Source organism: Streptomyces stelliscabiei, assembly GCF_014873495.1.
Lineage (GTDB): Bacteria > Actinomycetota > Actinomycetes > Streptomycetales > Streptomycetaceae > Streptomyces > Streptomyces bottropensis.
This window is the reverse complement of record NZ_JADBGF010000001.1, coordinates 3,318,372-3,334,588: the sequence shown is the minus strand read 5'-3', so window position 1 is coordinate 3,334,588 and position 16,217 is coordinate 3,318,372. Positions and strand designations below refer to the sequence as shown.

Annotated in this window: 15 protein-coding genes and 1 tRNA gene; 6 read left to right on the top strand and 10 right to left on the bottom strand. The window is 71.4% G+C overall.

Annotation, left to right across the window (positions count from 1 at the left end; all coding sequences use genetic code 11):
* Positions 1-705: a DedA family protein gene (locus H4687_RS14560; protein ID WP_078907165.1), complete on the bottom strand. Its 705-nt coding sequence runs from the start codon at positions 703-705 to the stop codon at positions 1-3.
* Between the two features lie 157 nt (positions 706-862).
* Positions 863-1,087 carry an FmdB family zinc ribbon protein gene (locus tag H4687_RS14555; RefSeq protein WP_046913851.1) on the bottom strand — a complete coding sequence of 75 codons (225 nt, stop codon included), beginning with the start codon at positions 1,085-1,087 and terminating at the stop codon, positions 863-865.
* A 470-nt stretch (positions 1,088-1,557) separates the two neighbouring features.
* On the opposite strand from H4687_RS14555, the gene H4687_RS14550 reads away from it, so the two are divergent.
* From H4687_RS14550 to H4687_RS14540, 3 genes are all read left to right on the top strand, one after another.
* The gene (locus H4687_RS14550; RefSeq protein WP_046913852.1) at positions 1,558-3,684 is read left to right on the top strand and encodes a transglycosylase domain-containing protein; all 2,127 of its coding nucleotides are present in this window, start codon (positions 1,558-1,560) and stop codon (positions 3,682-3,684) included.
* A gap of 47 nt (positions 3,685-3,731) precedes the next feature.
* Entirely contained in the window at positions 3,732-5,021 is a 1,290-nt protein-coding gene (locus H4687_RS14545; protein ID WP_046913853.1) for a polysaccharide deacetylase family protein, read from the top strand.
* Between the two features lie 115 nt (positions 5,022-5,136).
* Positions 5,137-6,279 (top strand): amidase domain-containing protein, encoded by a 1,143-nt coding sequence (locus H4687_RS14540; RefSeq protein ID WP_046913854.1) that lies wholly within the window; start codon positions 5,137-5,139, stop codon positions 6,277-6,279.
* 27 nt (positions 6,280-6,306) lie between these two features.
* Here H4687_RS14540 and H4687_RS14535 read toward each other — a convergent pair whose 3' ends face one another.
* The 3 genes from H4687_RS14535 to H4687_RS14525 form a co-directional block, all read right to left on the bottom strand.
* Positions 6,307-6,960: a DUF4383 domain-containing protein gene (locus H4687_RS14535; protein WP_046913855.1), complete on the bottom strand. Its 654-nt coding sequence runs from the start codon at positions 6,958-6,960 to the stop codon at positions 6,307-6,309.
* Positions 6,961-7,059: 99 nt separating this feature from the next.
* Positions 7,060-8,472 (bottom strand): glycosyltransferase family protein, encoded by a 1,413-nt coding sequence (locus tag H4687_RS14530; RefSeq protein ID WP_078907166.1) that lies wholly within the window; start codon positions 8,470-8,472, stop codon positions 7,060-7,062.
* 100 nt (positions 8,473-8,572) lie between these two features.
* Positions 8,573-9,358 carry a DUF4097 family beta strand repeat-containing protein gene (locus tag H4687_RS14525; protein WP_046920122.1) on the bottom strand — a complete coding sequence of 262 codons (786 nt, stop codon included), beginning with the start codon at positions 9,356-9,358 and terminating at the stop codon, positions 8,573-8,575.
* 162 nt (positions 9,359-9,520) lie between these two features.
* Here H4687_RS14525 and H4687_RS14520 point away from each other — a divergent pair.
* Positions 9,521-9,592 (top strand) — tRNA-Val (locus H4687_RS14520).
* A 106-nt stretch (positions 9,593-9,698) separates the two neighbouring features.
* On the opposite strand, the gene H4687_RS14515 is transcribed toward H4687_RS14520, so the two are convergent.
* Positions 9,699-10,025 carry a hypothetical protein gene (locus tag H4687_RS14515; protein ID WP_013004011.1) on the bottom strand — a complete coding sequence of 109 codons (327 nt, stop codon included), beginning with the start codon at positions 10,023-10,025 and terminating at the stop codon, positions 9,699-9,701.
* 144 nt (positions 10,026-10,169) lie between these two features.
* Here H4687_RS14515 and H4687_RS14510 point away from each other — a divergent pair, with 144 nt between their 5' ends.
* The gene (locus H4687_RS14510) at positions 10,170-11,090 is read left to right on the top strand and encodes a LysR family transcriptional regulator (protein WP_050398275.1); all 921 of its coding nucleotides are present in this window, start codon (positions 10,170-10,172) and stop codon (positions 11,088-11,090) included.
* Positions 11,091-11,187: 97 nt separating this feature from the next.
* On the opposite strand, the gene H4687_RS14505 is transcribed toward H4687_RS14510, so the two are convergent.
* A complete protein-coding gene (locus tag H4687_RS14505) occupies positions 11,188-12,105 on the bottom strand; it encodes a ketopantoate reductase family protein (protein WP_046920247.1) in 918 nt (305 codons plus the stop codon).
* A 181-nt stretch (positions 12,106-12,286) separates the two neighbouring features.
* Between H4687_RS14505 and H4687_RS14500 the strand changes: the two genes are divergently transcribed.
* The gene (locus tag H4687_RS14500; protein WP_005478730.1) at positions 12,287-12,514 is read left to right on the top strand and encodes a DUF2277 domain-containing protein; all 228 of its coding nucleotides are present in this window, start codon (positions 12,287-12,289) and stop codon (positions 12,512-12,514) included.
* A gap of 272 nt (positions 12,515-12,786) precedes the next feature.
* On the opposite strand, the gene H4687_RS14495 is transcribed toward H4687_RS14500, so the two are convergent.
* The 3 genes from H4687_RS14495 to H4687_RS14485 all read right to left on the bottom strand — a co-directional run bounded on the left by H4687_RS14495 (position 12,787) and on the right by H4687_RS14485 (position 16,130).
* Positions 12,787-13,398, bottom strand: a complete 612-nt coding sequence (locus H4687_RS14495) for a DedA family protein (protein WP_050398276.1) — start codon at positions 13,396-13,398, stop codon at positions 12,787-12,789.
* A 233-nt stretch (positions 13,399-13,631) separates the two neighbouring features.
* Positions 13,632-14,087, bottom strand: a complete 456-nt coding sequence (locus tag H4687_RS14490) for a DoxX family protein (protein ID WP_050398277.1) — start codon at positions 14,085-14,087, stop codon at positions 13,632-13,634.
* A gap of 84 nt (positions 14,088-14,171) precedes the next feature.
* Positions 14,172-16,130, bottom strand: coding sequence for an FAD/NAD(P)-binding protein (locus H4687_RS14485; protein ID WP_046919886.1), 1,959 nt, complete (start codon positions 16,128-16,130; stop codon positions 14,172-14,174).
* Positions 16,131-16,217 lie beyond the last annotated feature (87 nt).

Sequence of the window (16,217 nt, the reverse complement as noted above, 5' to 3'; positions counted from 1 at the left end):
TCAGGGGGTGGGGGTGCGGTGCGTTTCGGGCCGCGGGTCGTTCGTGGCTTGTCGCGCAGTTCCCCGCGCCCCTCGACCCTGGCTGCCGCGGTCCTTCTTCAGGAAGCGGACCAGGACGAAGGCCAGTAGTGCCAGGGCCGCCCCCGCCAGGACGATCTTCGAGTACGTCGAGGCGATCGCCGTCACCTCGGTCCAGTTGGCTCCGAGGAAGTAGCCGGCCAGGACGAACGCCGTGTTCCACAGGGCGCTGCCCAGGGTGGTGAGCAGGGTGAAGACGGGCAGGGGCATGCGCTCCACGCCGGCCGGTACGGAGATCAGGCTGCGGAAGACGGGGATCATGCGCCCGAAGAAGATCGCCTTGGTGCCGTGCCTGAGGAACCAGGCCTCCGTCCTCTCGATGTCCGAGACCTTGACGAGGGGCAGCCGGGCGGCGAGGGCGACCGTGCGGTCGCGGCCGAGGAGGGCACCGACGCCGTAGAGGGCGAGAGCGCCCACGACGGAGCCCGCGGTGGTCCACAGCAGGGCCGCCAGGAGGCCGATCTGCCCGGTGCTCGCGGCGAAGCCGGCGAGGGGGAGGATCACCTCGCTGGGGATCGGCGGGAAGAGGTTCTCCAGCGCGACGGCGATGCCCGCGCCGGGCGCGCCCAGCAGATCCATCAGACCGATGATCCACAGGGGCGCGCCGCTCATCGACTCCTCTTGCATGGCTGTCATGGGGGGCACGCTAGGTGAGCGAAGCTGAAGAGAGCCTGAGGGGACCGGGAACGCCGGGGAGCCTGGCCGAAAGTATGCTTGAACAGTCAGTGCCGCGGGGGACCGCTGAACGCTCCCGGGGCGGTGGCCGTTGATCGGGGTGTGTTGATCAACCGCAGCAGCCGCCACCGCAGCAGCCTCCGCCACCACCACCGCCCGCCCGGGGCGCGGGTGCGGACGGGGCGGCCGCCCCTCCGACGGCGACCGTCGACAGGAGTTTGACCGTGTCGGAGTGGCCGTCGGGGCAGTCCGCGGGGGCGGACGACTCGGCCATCGGGCGGGTCAGTTCGAAGGTGTCGCCGCAGGTCCGGCAGCGGTATTCGTAGCGAGGCATGGGCCCAGGCTAACCGGCGTCCGCGCGGCGGCAAGGGTCCTGCAAAATGGCTGGTCGGTCACATCGGCCAGATTTTCACGCCTCTGACAGAAGCAGTTGTGAAAGTGACTGATAATTTGTGGTCGCTGTGTGGAGGCCGGAAGGCTGGGGGAACAGGGGGCTCATGGTCGCGCGAGTGGCGACTGTGACCGACCGCACGGGCGATGCCAAGTGGGGAGGGGGGACAGTCATGACCGCTGTCCTTTGTCGATCGGGAGCCACGTCTCCCGGTCGAACAGTTGCCGTGCGCGGGCGAAAGGTTGCCGCGCACCGCCGAATTGTTGCCGCGCATCGCTCGGGCCGCCGGTACGAGGGGGTCCGCCTTGGCTAGCCGGAGGAACCCGGGCGGTTCCGAGGGCGAGGACCGCGCGCGCCGTCGGCGTGCCCCGGGGGAGGGCCGGCCGGAGGAGGTCCGGGAGTCCGACCTCACGATGCAGCTGAAACTTCCGCCTGCCCCGGCGGACGAGACCATGCAGCTGCGACTGCCCGAGCCCGGCTCGTTCGACCTCCCGCAGGAGGAGCCGAAACCGGGAGGACGCGGTCGGCGCAAGGCGCCCAGGCCGTCTGTTCTGGCCAGATTCACCGCCGTCGCCGGCGCCCGGCTCGCCCCGTTCGCCCCCTTCATCGCCCGGATGCGCCCACAGTACCCCCGCCCGGGCCGCGCGGACTGGCGCCGCTGGGTGCCGTCCTGGCGGCAGTCGCTGGGCGCCGCCGGTCTGGCCGTGGGCGCCAGCGGCATGTTCCTCACCGTCGCCTACGCCGCCACGGACATACCGGCCGACCTCAACACCTTCGCCACACAGCAGGACAACGTGTACTTCTGGTCCGACGGCACGCCCATGGCCCGTACCGGCTGGGTGCGGCGCCAGGCGATGCCGCTGAAGGACGTCCCCGAGGACGTGCGCTGGGCGGTCCTCGCGGCGGAGAACGCGAGCTTCTACTCCGACCCCGGCATATCCTTCAGCGGTATCACCCGCGCGCTGGTCCGCACCGTCGGCGAGGGCGACACCCAGGGTGGCTCGACGATCACCCAGCAGTACGTCAAGAACGTGTACCTGTCCCAGGACCGCTCGCTCGGACGCAAGTTCGACGAGGCGATGATCGCCCTCAAGCTCGACAACAAGATGAGCAAGGACCAGATCCTGGAGGGCTACCTCAACAGCAGCTGGTTCGGCCGCGGCACCTACGGCATCCAGCGCGCCTCCCAGGCGTACTACGGCAAGGACGTCAGCGAGCTGAACGTCAGCGAGGCCGCCGTCCTCGCCTCCCTCCTGAAGGGCGCCGGCCTCTACGACCCCTCCCTCAGCAAGGCCAACCACGCGCGGACGGTCTACCGCTGGGAGTGGATCCTGGACCGGATGGTGGACATCGGGAAGCTGTCCAAGTCCGAGCGCGCCACGTACAAGAAGTTCCCCGAGCCGCTCGACCAGTCCAACCAGTACGACACCGGCAAGCAGAGCGACTACCTGGTGGAGCTGGCCTCCCAGTACGCGAAGAAGGCCGCGAACGTCACCGCCCAGGACTTCGACCGGGGCGGCTACCAGATCTACACGACCTTCGACAAGGGTCGCCAGGCCGAGCTGACCGACGCCGTCACCAAGGAGCGCGAGAAGGTGCGGAAGGAGAGCCCGAAGAAGGCGAAGACCGCCCACTTCGGCGCCTCCTCGGTCGACGCCGACGGACGGATCCTCGCGGTCTACGGCGGCCCCGACCACCGCAGACAGGGCTACAACGAGTCGAACGCGACCACCGTCCCGTCCGGCTCGGCCTTCCTTCCGTTCGTCTACGCCGCCGGCCTGGAACACGGAGTCGTCAAGGAGCGCGGCGGCGAGGCTACACCTGTCACCCCGCAGACGATCTACGACGGCAACGACGGCGTCCCGGTGACGACGCCCGAGGGGCCGTACTGGGACCGGGACGGCGACCGGGTCTCCGCCCACAACGACGGCAAGAAGTCCTGGGGTCCGATCAGCCTGCACGACGCGCTCGCCGGATCGGTGAACACGCCGTTCATGCAGCTCGGCATGGACACCGGACTGGCCAAGGTGCGCGGGACCGCGGAGGCGGCCGGACTGCTCTCCTCCAGCTTCGGGGCCCAGGTACCCGCGCTGTCCGTGGGCAGCGCCACGCCCAGCGCGATCCGCATGGCCAGCGGATACAGCACCTTCGCCGCCCTGGGCAAGCACACCGAGCCGTACTCCGTGCGGAAGATGACCCACAACGGGTCCCGGGTTCCCCTGAACACGCCGAAGCCCCGGCGCGCGGTGGGCCCCGGGGTGGCCGCCGAGGTCACCTCGGCGCTCACGGACGCCTTCCGCGCGGACCACCCCACCTCGCCCGGCGCCGCCTCCTACGAGGTGGCCGCCAAGGGCGGCACCACCCAGGACGACAAGGCCGCCTGGTACGTCGGAACGGCCGACGACGTCTCCACCGCCGTCGTCGTCTACCGCATCGACCTCACCAAGAGCCTGGAGCCGCTGCGGCTCGACGGGATCGCCGGAACACCCAATGCCGGGGTCCCCTACGACATCTGGTCCCGTGCGATGCGTATCGGCTGACCACCGATGAGCACCCGCACCCGCCACCCTCGCAGAATGAGCCGCACATGAACCCTGGCAGCAAGCCGCACAAGGGCCGCCGTCGCAAGGCACGCCCGCAGCGTCGCCGTACCACCCGCCCGCAGTTCCTGACCCTGGCCGCGCTCCTCGTGGTCGCCTCGCTGGTCGGCGGCTACATGGTGCTGAACCGCACGGCCGACACCGCGCCGACCGCCTCCTCGTCCGGCAGCGGGAACACCAAGGGGTCCGCGAAGAGGGAGCCCGTGTGGGACGGCAAGACCAAGGTCATCGGGGACGGCTCGACCTCCTACACGGGCCCGCAGAAGGGGCGGCTGAAGGCCGTACCGCTCAAGAAGGGTGAGAAGCCGCCGCAGTTCGTCGTCTTCTCCTGGGACGGCGCCCTCGCCGGCGACGACAACCTCTTCGAGCACTACCGGCAGATGGCGAAGACGTACAACGCCCACATGACGTTCTTCCTGACCGGCATCTACCTGCTGCCCAAGGCGAAGCGGGACCTCTACGACCCGCCCCAGCACGACAAGGGCGCCGCCGCGATCAGCTACCCCACCGACGAGCACATCCGCACGACGCTGGACGAGCTGGGCAAGGCCTGGAAGGAGGGCAACGAGATAGGCACCCACTTCAACGGACACTTCTGTGGCCCCAAGGGCGGCGGCGACTGGAGTGTCGCGGAGTGGAAGCAGGAGATCAAGGAGTTCAACGACTTCCTCGCGAACTGGAAGACCAACACCGGGGACACCGACCTCGACCCGCTGCCCTTCACCGTCGACGCCGTCAAGGGCGGCCGGGCCCCCTGCCTGGAGGGCCAGGACAACCTGCTGAAGGCGGTCAAGGACTTCGGCTACCGCTACGACGCCAGTTCTCCCGGCGCCTACCAGGTCTGGCCCAGCAAGAAGAACGGCATCTGGGACTTCCCGCTGCAACTGCTCCCGTACGACGACGAGTACCAGGCGCTGTCGATGGACTTCAACTTCCTCCACAACCAGTCGGGCGGTTCCACCGAGGGCGACCCCGCCCAGTACCCGGTGTGGCAGCAGAAGACCACCGACACCTACATGGCCGGCTTCAACCGCGTCTACTACGGCAGCCGGGCACCCCTGCTCATCGGCAACCACTTCGAGCAGTGGAACGGCGGCATCTACATGAACGCCGTCGACGAGGTCATCAAGAACGTGTGCGTGAAGAAGGACGTCAAGTGCGTGTCCTTCGACGAACTGGCCGACTGGATGGACGTCCAGACGCCGCAGACCCTGGCGAACCTGCGCGGACTCGACCCCGCCCAGGCACCGGCCGACTGGGCATCGGTCGTGAAATAGCCCCACAGATACCCATGTTGCTCACTTGTTACACCCCCCGGCCTCACTTCGCTTGAGGAGGTCATGTAAAGATTCGTACCCGGGTACGACCAACTCGGGGTCAAGGAGATTCCCAGTGAGAAGAAGGACGTTGAGCCTCGCAGGCTCGACCCTCGCGGCAGCCGTGGTGGCCTCCGCACTGCTGCCCGTCGCCGCCGCGAGTGCCGCCGCGTCGACGCCCAAGGTCACCAAGGCGACCAAGGACGCCTTCGGCCGTGTCGCGGACAACGTGCTGACCGACCGCACGGCCGTACTGCTCGGCGGCAAGGCCGCCCGCAAGGCGCTGAAGCCCACCGGTGGCGTGTCGCTGTCGTCCGGCCAGAAGAAGGCCGAGGACGGCAAGCTGTCCGCCCTGAAGGGCACCAAGTCCCGTCTCGCCGCCCTCGGTGAGGCCTACACCTCGGCCGACACCAAGGTCAGCGTCGACAGCGCCAAGCTCAAGGGCAAGAAGGCCACGGTCAAGATCACCGAGACCACCAGCCTCAAGTACAAGAAGATACGTGGCGACGAACCCGCCTCCACGGGCTTCGACGCGCACCACGAGCTGGTCTTCACCGCCCAGGCCGGTGGCACGTGGCAGCTGACCGCCATGCGCTCCACCGACGGCGGCGCCTCGCGCATCAACGACCCGGTGGTCCCGGCCGCCGACGCCAAGCTGAGCCGTACGCCGATGGCCGTGTTCCAGGCGCCGAAGGCGGCCACCAGCTGGCCCGCGGCCGCCGCGCCGAAGACGATCAACGGCGGCAAGTACAACTACACGGCGATGGCCGCGTACACCGAGAAGTACTGGAAGAACTACAACCCGGCGTACCGCAAGTACAACTCGCTCGGTGGCGACTGCACCAACTACCTCAGCCAGGGCCTCCTGGCGGGCGGCTGGCAGCAGATCTCCAAGGTCACGCCGGAGGAGTACGACACCTGGTACTACGCCTCGAACGGTACGGCCGACGCCTGGATCGGCGTCAACGAGTGGTCCTGGTTCACCCAGACCGCCAAGCGCACCACCCCGCTGGCGAACGTCTACCAGATGGACGTCGGTGACGTGCTGCAGGTCGACTTCAACCGGGATGGCGACAAGGACCACTCCATGATGACGACCTACCGCAGCTCCAGCGGCGTGCCGTACCTGACCTACCACGACGCGGACACCTACCGCCGTTCGGTGCAGAGCATCATCGCCTCGTACCCGAACTCGTACTACTACGCGTACCGCACCTGATCCACGGCCTCCGGGCCCTCGCAGGTGTCAGTCGGCGCCCTTCCCGTCCGACCCGGATCCCGACGAGGATCCCGGCCCGGACCCGGGGAGGGCGTCGGCGCGTTCCAGCTTCGCCATCCCCACAGCGGCCTTGCGCCGCATCTCGCGCTCCGACTCCTCCGGGTGGCGCGCCCGCCAGTACGGGCTGTCGTGCGGCAGCGCCGTGCCGACCCTGCCGTACATCCCGAACGTCATCAGCAGGACGCCGACGACAAAGCTGAACAGGACGTTCTGGATCCGGAACGCCAGGAAGTTGGAGTCGGTGTCCAGCAGGGCCAGGTTGGCGAAGCCGCTCAGGACGAACAGCACGCCGAGGGTCATGTTCAGCGTGGAGGCGAAGTTGCCGCCGATCACCATGCCGACGAGCAGCAACAGCCCCACCGCGATGGACAGCACGCTCAGCGTGCCGTTGGTGCTCAGCCCCACGACCTCGTCGCCCCGGGTGTCGAACCAGCCCACCTTGTCGATGAGGCCGAAAACGCCGAAGACGAGCAGGAACAGACCCATCAGGCCCGCCCCGAACCGGTAGACCCGGCTGAGCCGGTGGTCGACGGGCAGATGCTCGTCGATCCTGATCCGCCGCCGGGGAGGACCCGCGTGCCGGCCCCTCGGACGCAGCGTGTGCGTGGCGTGCGTGGCCATGTCCGCCTCCCATCGGGTGTGAGCGGAGGCCTGCGTACCCCTTCAGCATCCGTCGGGGCCTCCCGCCGGGCAACCTCGGCCGGGACGTGACGGTACGTCTCAGGGGGCGCCCGCGCCGCGCTCCTTGCGGATCTGGTCGACGACCCGGGCCACGTTCTGCCGTACGGCCTCGGTCTCGGTCAGGAAGTGCCAGTAGTCGGGGTGGCGCCCCTCCAGGGAGGCGATCGCACGGTCCAGCCGGCCCACGGAGTCGTCCAGCGGGCGGGCGTGACGCGGGTCCGGGGTGGAGCGGCCGGTCATGGCCAGGCGCTGGGCGTCCCGGATCGCGAACCGGGTCCGGTCGATCTCCTGCTGCGGGTCCTTCTGCACGGCGTTCAGCCGCCGCAGCCGGTCACCGGCCGCCGAGACCGCCTCGTCGGTGTGGTTCAGCAGCGCCCGTACCGTCGACAGCAGCGCGGTGGCGTCCGGCCAGCGCTGGGAATCCCGCGCGGCCCGCGCCTCGCGCAGCTTCACCCGGGCCTGCTCGACGTCCTGTGCGGCCTGGTCCGGCACCTGCTGGAGGTCCTGCCAGCAGGCCGCCACGAACCGCCGCCGCAGCTCGCTCAGCACCTGCGGCACCTGGCCCGCCCGGGTGCCCAGCGCCTCCGCGCGGGTACGCAGCGACACCAGCCGGTGATCGATCTCGGCGGCCTTCTCCGGCAGCCGCTCGGCGTCCGCCCGCACCGCCTCCGCCTCGCGCACCACCCGGTCGGCCCGCTCCAGCGTCTCCCGTACGCCGTGCTGCCCCGCGCCCTGGTTGAGCTTGGTCAGCTCCGGGGCGAGAGCCGCCAGCCGCGCGGCGAGATCGTCCGCCTTCAGCTCGGAGGCCCGTACGGCGTCCAGGGCGTCGGAGGCGGCGAGCAGGCCCTGCCGGGCGCGCTCCACCGCCGGGACCAGCCGGGCCAGCTGCGTCTCGGCCGTGCCCAGCAGCGGACCGAGCCCCTCGGCGAACCGGTCCAGCTCCTGCTTGACCCGCCCCAGCTCCTCCCTGGCCGCGGTCAGCTCGCTCCGGGCGCGGGCGGCGACGGAGGCCTCCAGGTCGTCCCGGTCCAGGTCGTGGGCGTCCACGGCGTTGATGTACTGCTGGCTGACCTCGTTGATGCGCCGCCCCAGCGCCTCGAAGCCGTTGGCCGCCCGGCGGGCGCCGGGGGAGTCGTCCACCGCCGTGATCGTCTCTATCGAGATCCGCAGGTCGCGCTGCGCGGTGTCCAGCTCGTAGAACGCGGCCGCCGCCGCGTCCTTCGCCGCCTGCGCCTCGGCCCGCTGCCCCTCGGCCCGCCCCCCGAACCACCGCCGGGTACCCCCGCCGGCGAAGGCGCCGGGCACGACGAGTAGGGCGAGGAGGGGGAGAGCGAGCAGGGCGAGCGCGTCACGGCCGGCCGAGGGCGCTCCGGCCGGCCGTGGTGCACGGCTGTGGGGTTGTGGTGCGCTCGGCACCATCGACGTGTACGGCTGTGCAGGTGTCGCCGTCACTTCCCTCTCCCGTGCTGTCATCCACCCTGACCGGTTGCCATTCTCCCACCGGTCAAGGACGAAAACACGGGGCGATCGGTTCGGGCTTGCCGGGCGGTGTTCAGTCCGTGCCGCGCACCTTCACCGAGCCGTCCTCGGTGTGGGCGGTCACCACGTGGGAGCTGTCCCGGTCACGGGGGACCGACACCTCCACGGAACCGTCCTCGCTGCCGGTCTCCACCCGGTACGACGCGTCACGCGGCAGCCCGATGCTGATCGAGCCGTCGTCGCTGCGGGACTCCACCAGGTCCGGCACGACGCCGAGTTCGAGCGCGACCGAACCGTCCTGCGTGCTCACCCTGACGCTCCGCGAGGCGACACCGAGCGCCCGCACCGAACCGTCGTCGGTGTGCAGCTCCAGCGGACCGGTGGAGTCGCTCACCCGCACACCGCCGTCGGCCGACCGGACCTCCAGCGGCTCCGCGAAGCCCTTGGCGGCCACACTCCCGTCGTCGCTGCGCACCACGACGGCGATGCCGCGCGGCACCTCGATGCGGTGCTTGGCCGCGCAGTCGGCGACCATGCCCGAGCACTCCAGCCGCAGCTTCAGCCGGTCGTCCTTCATCTCCCACGTCACCCGCGGCTTCCCGCCGACCATGACCCGGCCCTCGAACCACCGGGTCACCTCGACCTCGTCCACGTCCGCCGCGACCAGTTCGAGCGCGGAGTCGTCCGAGTCGACCGTGAGCGTGCGGCCCTCCAGGGCGAAGCTCCGGTGCTCCGGGTCCCTGTCCTCCCCGGCGTCCGCCCCGCACGCGGCGACGGAGGCCATGAGCGCGACGGCGAGGCCGGCGACGGCCACCGCGCCCCGGCGTGAGCTGCGATCCGTACGAGCCGTGCGTGCCATGACGATCTCCCCCTGGGCCTGGTCCCGCGCTGTCCTTTCGACCGTACGGAGCGGGGGTCCGCAGGGGGATCCGGGCCGCTCCCGGAACAAGGGTGGGGATAACCCCCGACTATCGGTTTGCCGGGCACCGGCCAGCGCGATGTAGGCTGTCGACTCGTACTCGGGCGTGTAGCTCAGGGGTAGAGCGCCTGCCTTACAAGCAGGATGTCGGCGGTTCGAAACCGTCCATGCCCACCGTGGAGACGAAGACCCCGGCCGGTCGGCCGGGGTCTTCGTCATGTCCGGGCGGGCTCAGGCGTGTTCGGTCTGTCCGGCGGTCGTCGGTCGTGTGCGGTCGTGTTCAGGATTCGCGGGTGTGCTTCAGCCGGGTCCGGGCGTCGACCTTCTCCTCGGTGGCGACCTCGGCCCAGAAGCGGTGGCAGCTCACGAAGACCGCCAGTTCACGCTCGCGCTCGCGGAGCTTCTCCACCTCGGCCTGCTCGTCGGGAGTCCAGCCCGGGGAGGCGGGCCGCTCGATCTTCCGCCAGCCGTTGTCGTCACTGAAACCGTCCAGGGGTTCGACCGACCAGGGCAGCCGCTTCAGCAGTGCCAGGAGCTCGGCCCGGACCTGATGCAGCTCCTCCTGACCGGCGAGGAGGTCGCTGGGGAAGTCATAGGTCTTAGCCACACGGCAATGCTACGCCTGTTCGATTTTGGGATGCGAGTTCCTTCTGGCACTTCGGCCTCCGCTTCATACGAACGGGTGAGGTGGGGGAGGGGGCCCTGGGAAGTGGGTTCATCGCCCAAGCTCGACCTTGGGTATCGTCCCCGCATGACCCTCGACGATCTCCGTGTCTTCGTCGCCGTCTGCCGGGCCGGAAGTCTCAGCGCGGTGGCCCGTGACCTGGGCTGCACCCAGTCGGCGGTGAGCCAGCACGTGCGGCGGCTGGAGCGGGAGACCGGCGTCGGGCTGGTGGAACGGCAGGCCCGCGGGGTCGTGCCCACCCGGGCCGGACGCGTGCTCCAGGAGGCGGCGGCCGAGGGCATCGGCGGCCTCGACCTCGCCCTGCGCCGACTGGCCGAAATGGTGCGCGGCGACGGCGGTGTCGTACGGATCGCCACCGGCGGCACGACCGTGCGGCACTTCATGGCCCAGGGCATCGTCGACTTCCGGCGCGCGTACCCGGACGTGGGTCTGGAGTTCCAGACCGTACGGTCCAGCGCCGGGTGCCGCGACGCGCTGGCCGACCCGGCGCGCGACCTGGACCTGTCCTGGCTGACCCTCGGACCCGCCGTGCGCGGCATCGAGCAGCGGCCGGTGGCGGAGCTGCCCTGGGTGCTCGCGGTCCGCTCCGACGACGAACTCGCCGGGCGGGAGCGGGTGGCGGGCGCGGAGCTGGACGGGATGCGGCTCATCGGACTGCCGGAGAACTCCACCTCGTACGCCCATCTCGACGCCGCCTACCGGGAGTTGGGCATCTCCGTCAGCACCTCCGGCGCCGGTGTCGCCGACTGGGACACCGCGATCCTCCTCGCCGAACTCGGTGTCGGGCCCGCCGTCGTCCCCGCGCTCCCGGGCTGGACCGGCCCCGGCCGCCCCGGGCTGCGCTTCGTCCCGGTCCCCGATCTGCCCCCGCTCACCGTCGGCTGGGCCGTACGGCGCTGGGATGCGCTGTCACCACCGGCCCGCGCCTTCGCCGACACGGTGGCCCGGCACGCGGTGCGGGTGGGGGGTGGGGTGCGGGGGGTGTAGGCGGCCGGCCACCGGCCGACGCGGGTGGCCGTCCTGTCGTCGTCCTGTCGTCTCCGTTCGTCTTCCGTTCGTGGTTCGGTCATCGTCCGGTGCTCGTTCAGTGACCCGCCGCGCGCAGCTCCGCCACCACCTCGGCCGTCGCGGGTACGGGGACGCCGTGCCGCTCGGCCGCGCGGAGCAACGCGCCGCCGATCGCGTCCAGTTCGAGCGGCCGGCCGGCCTCGGCGTCGCGCTGCATGGAGGACTTGGTGGTGGGCGGGAAGGCGTCGTATCGGCGCAGGGCCTCGGCCGGGTCCACGGGGGCTCCGGCGGCCGTGCTGACCGCCGCCGTCTCCTGGACCAGGGCGGTCAGTTGCGCACGGTGGTGTGTGCGGATCTCGCCCAGGGGCAGGCCGTGGCGGGTCGTCAGCAGGGCGAACGGAGCCAGGAACGACATCTTCGCCCACAGCACGGCCGTCTCGTCCGTCGCGCCCGCGAGGACGCGGACGCCCACGCCGGACCATTCCAGGGCCCCGGCAAGGGGGTTGAGGCGGTCGCGGGGGACCGTGTCGCCGGTCAGGTCGACCTCCGCGAAGGGGCTGCCGTGTTCGATGACGCCGGGGGCGACGCGGGTGGACTCGACGCGGATGGTGGCGGGGGCGACGGCGGCGGTGTCGCCGTAGTGGGCGCGCAGGAGTGCCGGGTGCTCGACGCCGTTCAGGAACGGCACGACCAGGGTGCCGGGGCCCAGGGCCCGTGCCGGGAGCCGGTCCAGGGCCGTCGCCAGGCTGGTGTGCTTCACCGCGATCAGGGCCGCGTCCACTGGTTCGCCGAGTTGGGTCGCGGTCTCGACGCGGGCGGTGAACTCGCCGAAGCGGGGGCTTGTGACCTCGATGCCGTCTCTCCGCAGGAGCTGTGCGGTGGTCTCCCCGGCCAGACAGATCACCCGGTTCCCGGCGCGGGCCAGCAGTGCGGCGAGCAGGCCGCCGACGCCGCCGGGGCCCAGGACCGCCACCGTGAGCCGTTCGTTCGTCATGATCCCCTCGTTTCTGTCCGCCGCCGGGTGGGGTCGAGGCGGGCTCGGTGATGATCACAAGGGGTGGCTGGCGGAGTCAATCCTCGGGGAAACTTGCCGATGCCCAAGGGGCCGCTTGGGTACGGCGGTGACCTGGGTGGCCGGGCTGGGGTTGGGCGGTCGTACGCGCGAGACTGGGTGCATGTGCCGCAGCATCAAGACCCTTCGTCCGCCCGTCCTGCCCGAAGAGGCCACCGAGGACGACATCCGTGCCGCCGCCCTGCAGTACGTCCGCAAGGTCTCCGGCTTCCGCGCGCCCGCCGCCCACAACCGTGAGGTCTTCGACCACGCAGTGGAGGTGATCGCGGCGGCGACGGCGGAGTTGCTGGACGGCCTGGAGGTACGGGGCGCTCCGCGGCGGGCCGGGTAGTTCCCCAGCCCTGCCTTCGGCTGGGCGGGCTTGGCTGCCCCTGGGTTGGGGTCCTTGCCTGCGGGTCGGTGGGGGCTGGTCGCGCAGTTCCCGCGCCCCTGGAAGCCCTGGCCCTGCGGGCCTGAGGGGCTGGGTGGGGTTGTTGGCTGCGGGTGGGTGTGGGGGTTGGTCGCGCAGTTCCCCGCGCCCCTGGAGGGCGGTGGGGTGGGGCGGGGCTGGATGGTGAGGGGCCTCGGCTCGCGCCCGGCGACGTACGCGGACCCGCGCGGACGTCAGTCCGTGGTGCGTGGGTGGCGCATGAAGTACGCCGCCCCGGCGCCCGCGCCGAAGAGGGCCGCCAGGGAGACCGCCGTCGCGAGCCAGGTCGGGCCGAGCCACTGCGCGCCGAGGTAGCCGAGGGCGACGCTGTAGGCGGCCCAGGCGAGACCGGCCACGGCGGACCAGGGCAGGAAGTCGCGGGCGCGATGGCGGGCGGCGCCGGCGCCGAGGGAGACGACGGACCGGCCGGCGGGGGCGAAGCGGGCGACGACGACCAGCAGGCCCCCACCCCGGGCGAGCGCGGCGCCGAGACGTTCCTGCGCCGTCGTCAGGCGGCGGGAACGGGCGATGGCACGGTCGAGCCAGGCACTGCCCCGCCAGGCGAGCCGGTACGCCACGAGGTCACCGAGTACGGACGCGGTCGCCGCCGAGAGCAGAAGCACCAGGATGTCGGGGACCTCGCGGGCCATCGCCCCCGCCGCCGTCTCGGCCGCGGCCGCCGTCGCCACCGTGACGACCAGGACGCCGCTCGGCAGGACCGGGAGGAACACGTCCAGCACGATGGACACGCCCACGACGGCATAGATCCATGGGCCGACGGCCAGCCAGCCCAGACTCTCAAGCACCGCGCACTCTCCTGTTTTCCCCCGGCGTCACGTAACCCGTGACAGCCGAACAGCGTACGCCCCGGGTGGCACAGAAGGCCCGCTGGGGCTCATGTGTCTGTCACACCGTGTTCAACGGCTCGGCTCGGATCGGGGGCGCGGGGAGAGGGGCGAGGGGAGAGGGGGCGGGTGGGGCCGCCGGGGGTGAGTGGTACCCCCGGCGGGCCGTTCGTGCCGGTGGTGACCGGGGCGGGTCAGGCCGCTACGGGCGCCTTGCCCCTGTCGGCCTTGCCCGCGGACGCGGCCTGGCGCCGGGCGAGGAACTGGTCGAGGCCGAGCGCGCCCGAGCCGGTGAAGATCAGGAGGAACATGGCCCAGCAGTACAGGGCCGCGCCCTCCCCGCCGTTCTCGACCGGCCACAGGGCCTGCGGCTGGTGGACCTTGAAGTACGCGTAGGCCATGGCGCCCGAGGCGATGAACGCCGCACCGCGGGTGCCCAGGCCGAGGAGGACCAGCGTGCCGCCGACGAGTTCGATCACGGCCGCGTACCAGCCGGGCCAGGTGCCCGCGGCGGCGGTCGCGCCCTGTCCGTCCACGCCGCCCAGGATGCCGAAGAGACTCTTGGCGCCGTGGCAGGCGAAGAGCAGGCCGATGACGATGCGGAACAGTCCGAGGACGTATGGCTGGGCGCTGTTGAGGCGTCCGGTCATGTGGGGGACTCCTTCGGTAGTGACCCGGTCCTTGTGGGACCAGTGGGGACGGTTCTTACCGGTGAGTCACCACGGTAGGCAGGCCTAATCGATGCTTACAAGTTCAACATCTGGCCAGCTCCGCACCGGCCCACCGGGCGTTGTCCCAGGCGTCGCCGCACGTAGAACCGCTCGCGCCACGGCATCGGCGTCCGAAAGTGTGACCGAATCAACTCCTGGGCGCGCGCCCGCCGCCGTCACCCAGTGGACGCCCTCCGTGGGCACACCGAACGCGAACCTCCTTGCGTGCGAGCGATCTTGACGGTCTATCAGGTGATAAGGGCGAGGGGTCACGTCCAGTCCGCCCGTCTCGTAACCGTTCGTCCGGTGCGGTCGGCACCCTCCCGTCGCGAGCAGGTGGGCGAGCAGACCGTCGGCGGTTCTGCGCAGGTCCGCTTCGGGGAGCCGGGCCTCGACGACCGTCGTCACCCGGACCGCCGACCCCGGCACCTCGGGCGAGCGCGCCAGCCAGGCCCCGCCCTCGGGCCGTACGTCGAGCCGGGGGCCGAGCACGGTCAGCACACCGGCCTCGATCAGCGCGGCCATCTCCTCGACACGGCTGCGGGGCGGGCCGATCGACAGGAAGGCGTTGAGCGGCGTGTACCAGCGGTCCAGATGCTCGCGGCGCGACGCGCCCGCCAGCCCGCCGTGGTCCACGATCAGCCGCAGTTCGTTCCGCAGGTCCCGCAGCACGTCTAGCGCGGCCTTCACCGGCCCGTCGACGTTCCCGAGCGCGGCCTGTGCCGCGTCCTGCCGCAGATACTCCAGCAGCCACTCCCGCCACTGCGCCGCGTCCGCGAACTCCCGCCCCGTGTACGGCCGCGCGATCCGGTCCCACGACCACCGGTCCGCCTCCTCGACCCCGAACTCCTCCAGAACGGCGGACTCCTGGGCGGAGCGGTGGGGCGTGGCGAGGAAACGGTCGCGGAAGGGAAGGTCCGCTCCTGGGCCAGGTGCCTCGCCGACGCGGGGTGCCTTCAACACCCCTTCGTAGTAGACCGTTTCGACCTCCTTCGCCACCAACGGCCATATCTCCGCCAGGAAGTCGGGAGCCTCGCCGGAGTCCGCGCGTTTACGGAAGGCCGCGACGACCTCGGGGGTCAGGACGAGCGGGGTGTGGCGGCCGTAGGGGCCCTTGGCGTTGTCCCCGCGTGCCTGGTACGGGATACCGCGCCGGGAACCGGCGTACAGACGGGGCTCCCGGCCGGAGGGGGCGTACCGCAGGCTCCCTTGCGCGGCATCGTGGACGAAGCGGCCGCCCCGGCCGGTCGTCAACAGGGCCATGTGGTCGAAGAAGTTGAGGCCGAGGCCGCGCAGCAGCACCGGTTCCCCCGGGGCGAGGGGGGAGAGGTCGAGGTCGGCCGGGTTGGCCGGCGGGAAGTGGCGCAGGCCGTGGCGGGTGGCGTGGGCGGCCAGGTCGGCCTCGGCTCCGTCCGGGAGGGTGGGCAGGTGGCCCTGGGTGAGGACCACCGCGGCGAGGCCGGTGAGCACGCGGCCGCCGGCGAGGGTGAGCCGCTGGCCGCCGCCGGCGTCCTCGGGATCGTCGTCGAGGCGGACCGCGCGGGTGCCGTGCACCTCGACCCGGATCTCGGGCGGCGCGCCGCGCACCACCTCGGCGAAGACCCACTCCAGATAACGCCCGTACCGGGCCCGGGTCGGATAGTCGTCGGGGCCGAGGATGTCCCCCTCCCGGCCGGTCGCCCACGCGTACAGGCTCGGGCCCGGCCGGATCGGGCCCGAGCAGTCCACGCTGTCGTCGGTGAAGAGGGTGACCTGGGAGGCCACCGTGTTCATCAGCAGGTGGGGGGACTGGTCGGTGCGCCAGACCTGGCCGGGGCCGGGCGGCGCGGGGTCGACGACGTGGACGGTCAGACGGGTGCCGGGACGGAGCAGTTCGGGGGCGGAGGCGCAGAGGCGTTCCAGGACGCTGGTGCCGCGCGGGCCGGCGCCGACGAGAGCGATGCCGATGTCACTGGTCCCTGGGAAACCTGGAATGTCCGGCAAGGGGCAACTCCCGTGCGTGTGGGGCGCATGGTGGGGCGCGGCGCGGCGGACCGCCCGCCGGGAAGCGGACGGTCCGCCTCATCATGC

Bases quoted from the DNA above. Each gene is read 5' to 3' on its own strand.
- H4687_RS14560 (WP_078907165.1), bottom strand. From the start codon at position 705: ATGCAAGAGGAGTCGATGAGCGGCGCGCCCCTGTGGATCATCGGTCTG.
- H4687_RS14555 (WP_046913851.1), bottom strand. From the start codon at position 1,087: ATGCCTCGCTACGAATACCGCTGCCGGACCTGCGGCGACACCTTCGAA.
- H4687_RS14550 (WP_046913852.1), top strand. From the start codon at position 1,558: ATGCAGCTGAAACTTCCGCCTGCCCCGGCGGACGAGACCATGCAGCTG.
- H4687_RS14545 (WP_046913853.1), top strand. From the start codon at position 3,732: ATGAACCCTGGCAGCAAGCCGCACAAGGGCCGCCGTCGCAAGGCACGC.
- H4687_RS14535 (WP_046913855.1), bottom strand. From the start codon at position 6,960: ATGGCCACGCACGCCACGCACACGCTGCGTCCGAGGGGCCGGCACGCG.
- H4687_RS14525 (WP_046920122.1), bottom strand. From the start codon at position 9,358: ATGGCACGCACGGCTCGTACGGATCGCAGCTCACGCCGGGGCGCGGTG.
- H4687_RS14510 (WP_050398275.1), top strand. From the start codon at position 10,170: ATGACCCTCGACGATCTCCGTGTCTTCGTCGCCGTCTGCCGGGCCGGA.
- H4687_RS14505 (WP_046920247.1), bottom strand. From the start codon at position 12,105: ATGACGAACGAACGGCTCACGGTGGCGGTCCTGGGCCCCGGCGGCGTC.
- H4687_RS14500 (WP_005478730.1), top strand. From the start codon at position 12,287: ATGTGCCGCAGCATCAAGACCCTTCGTCCGCCCGTCCTGCCCGAAGAG.
- H4687_RS14490 (WP_050398277.1), bottom strand. From the start codon at position 14,087: ATGACCGGACGCCTCAACAGCGCCCAGCCATACGTCCTCGGACTGTTC.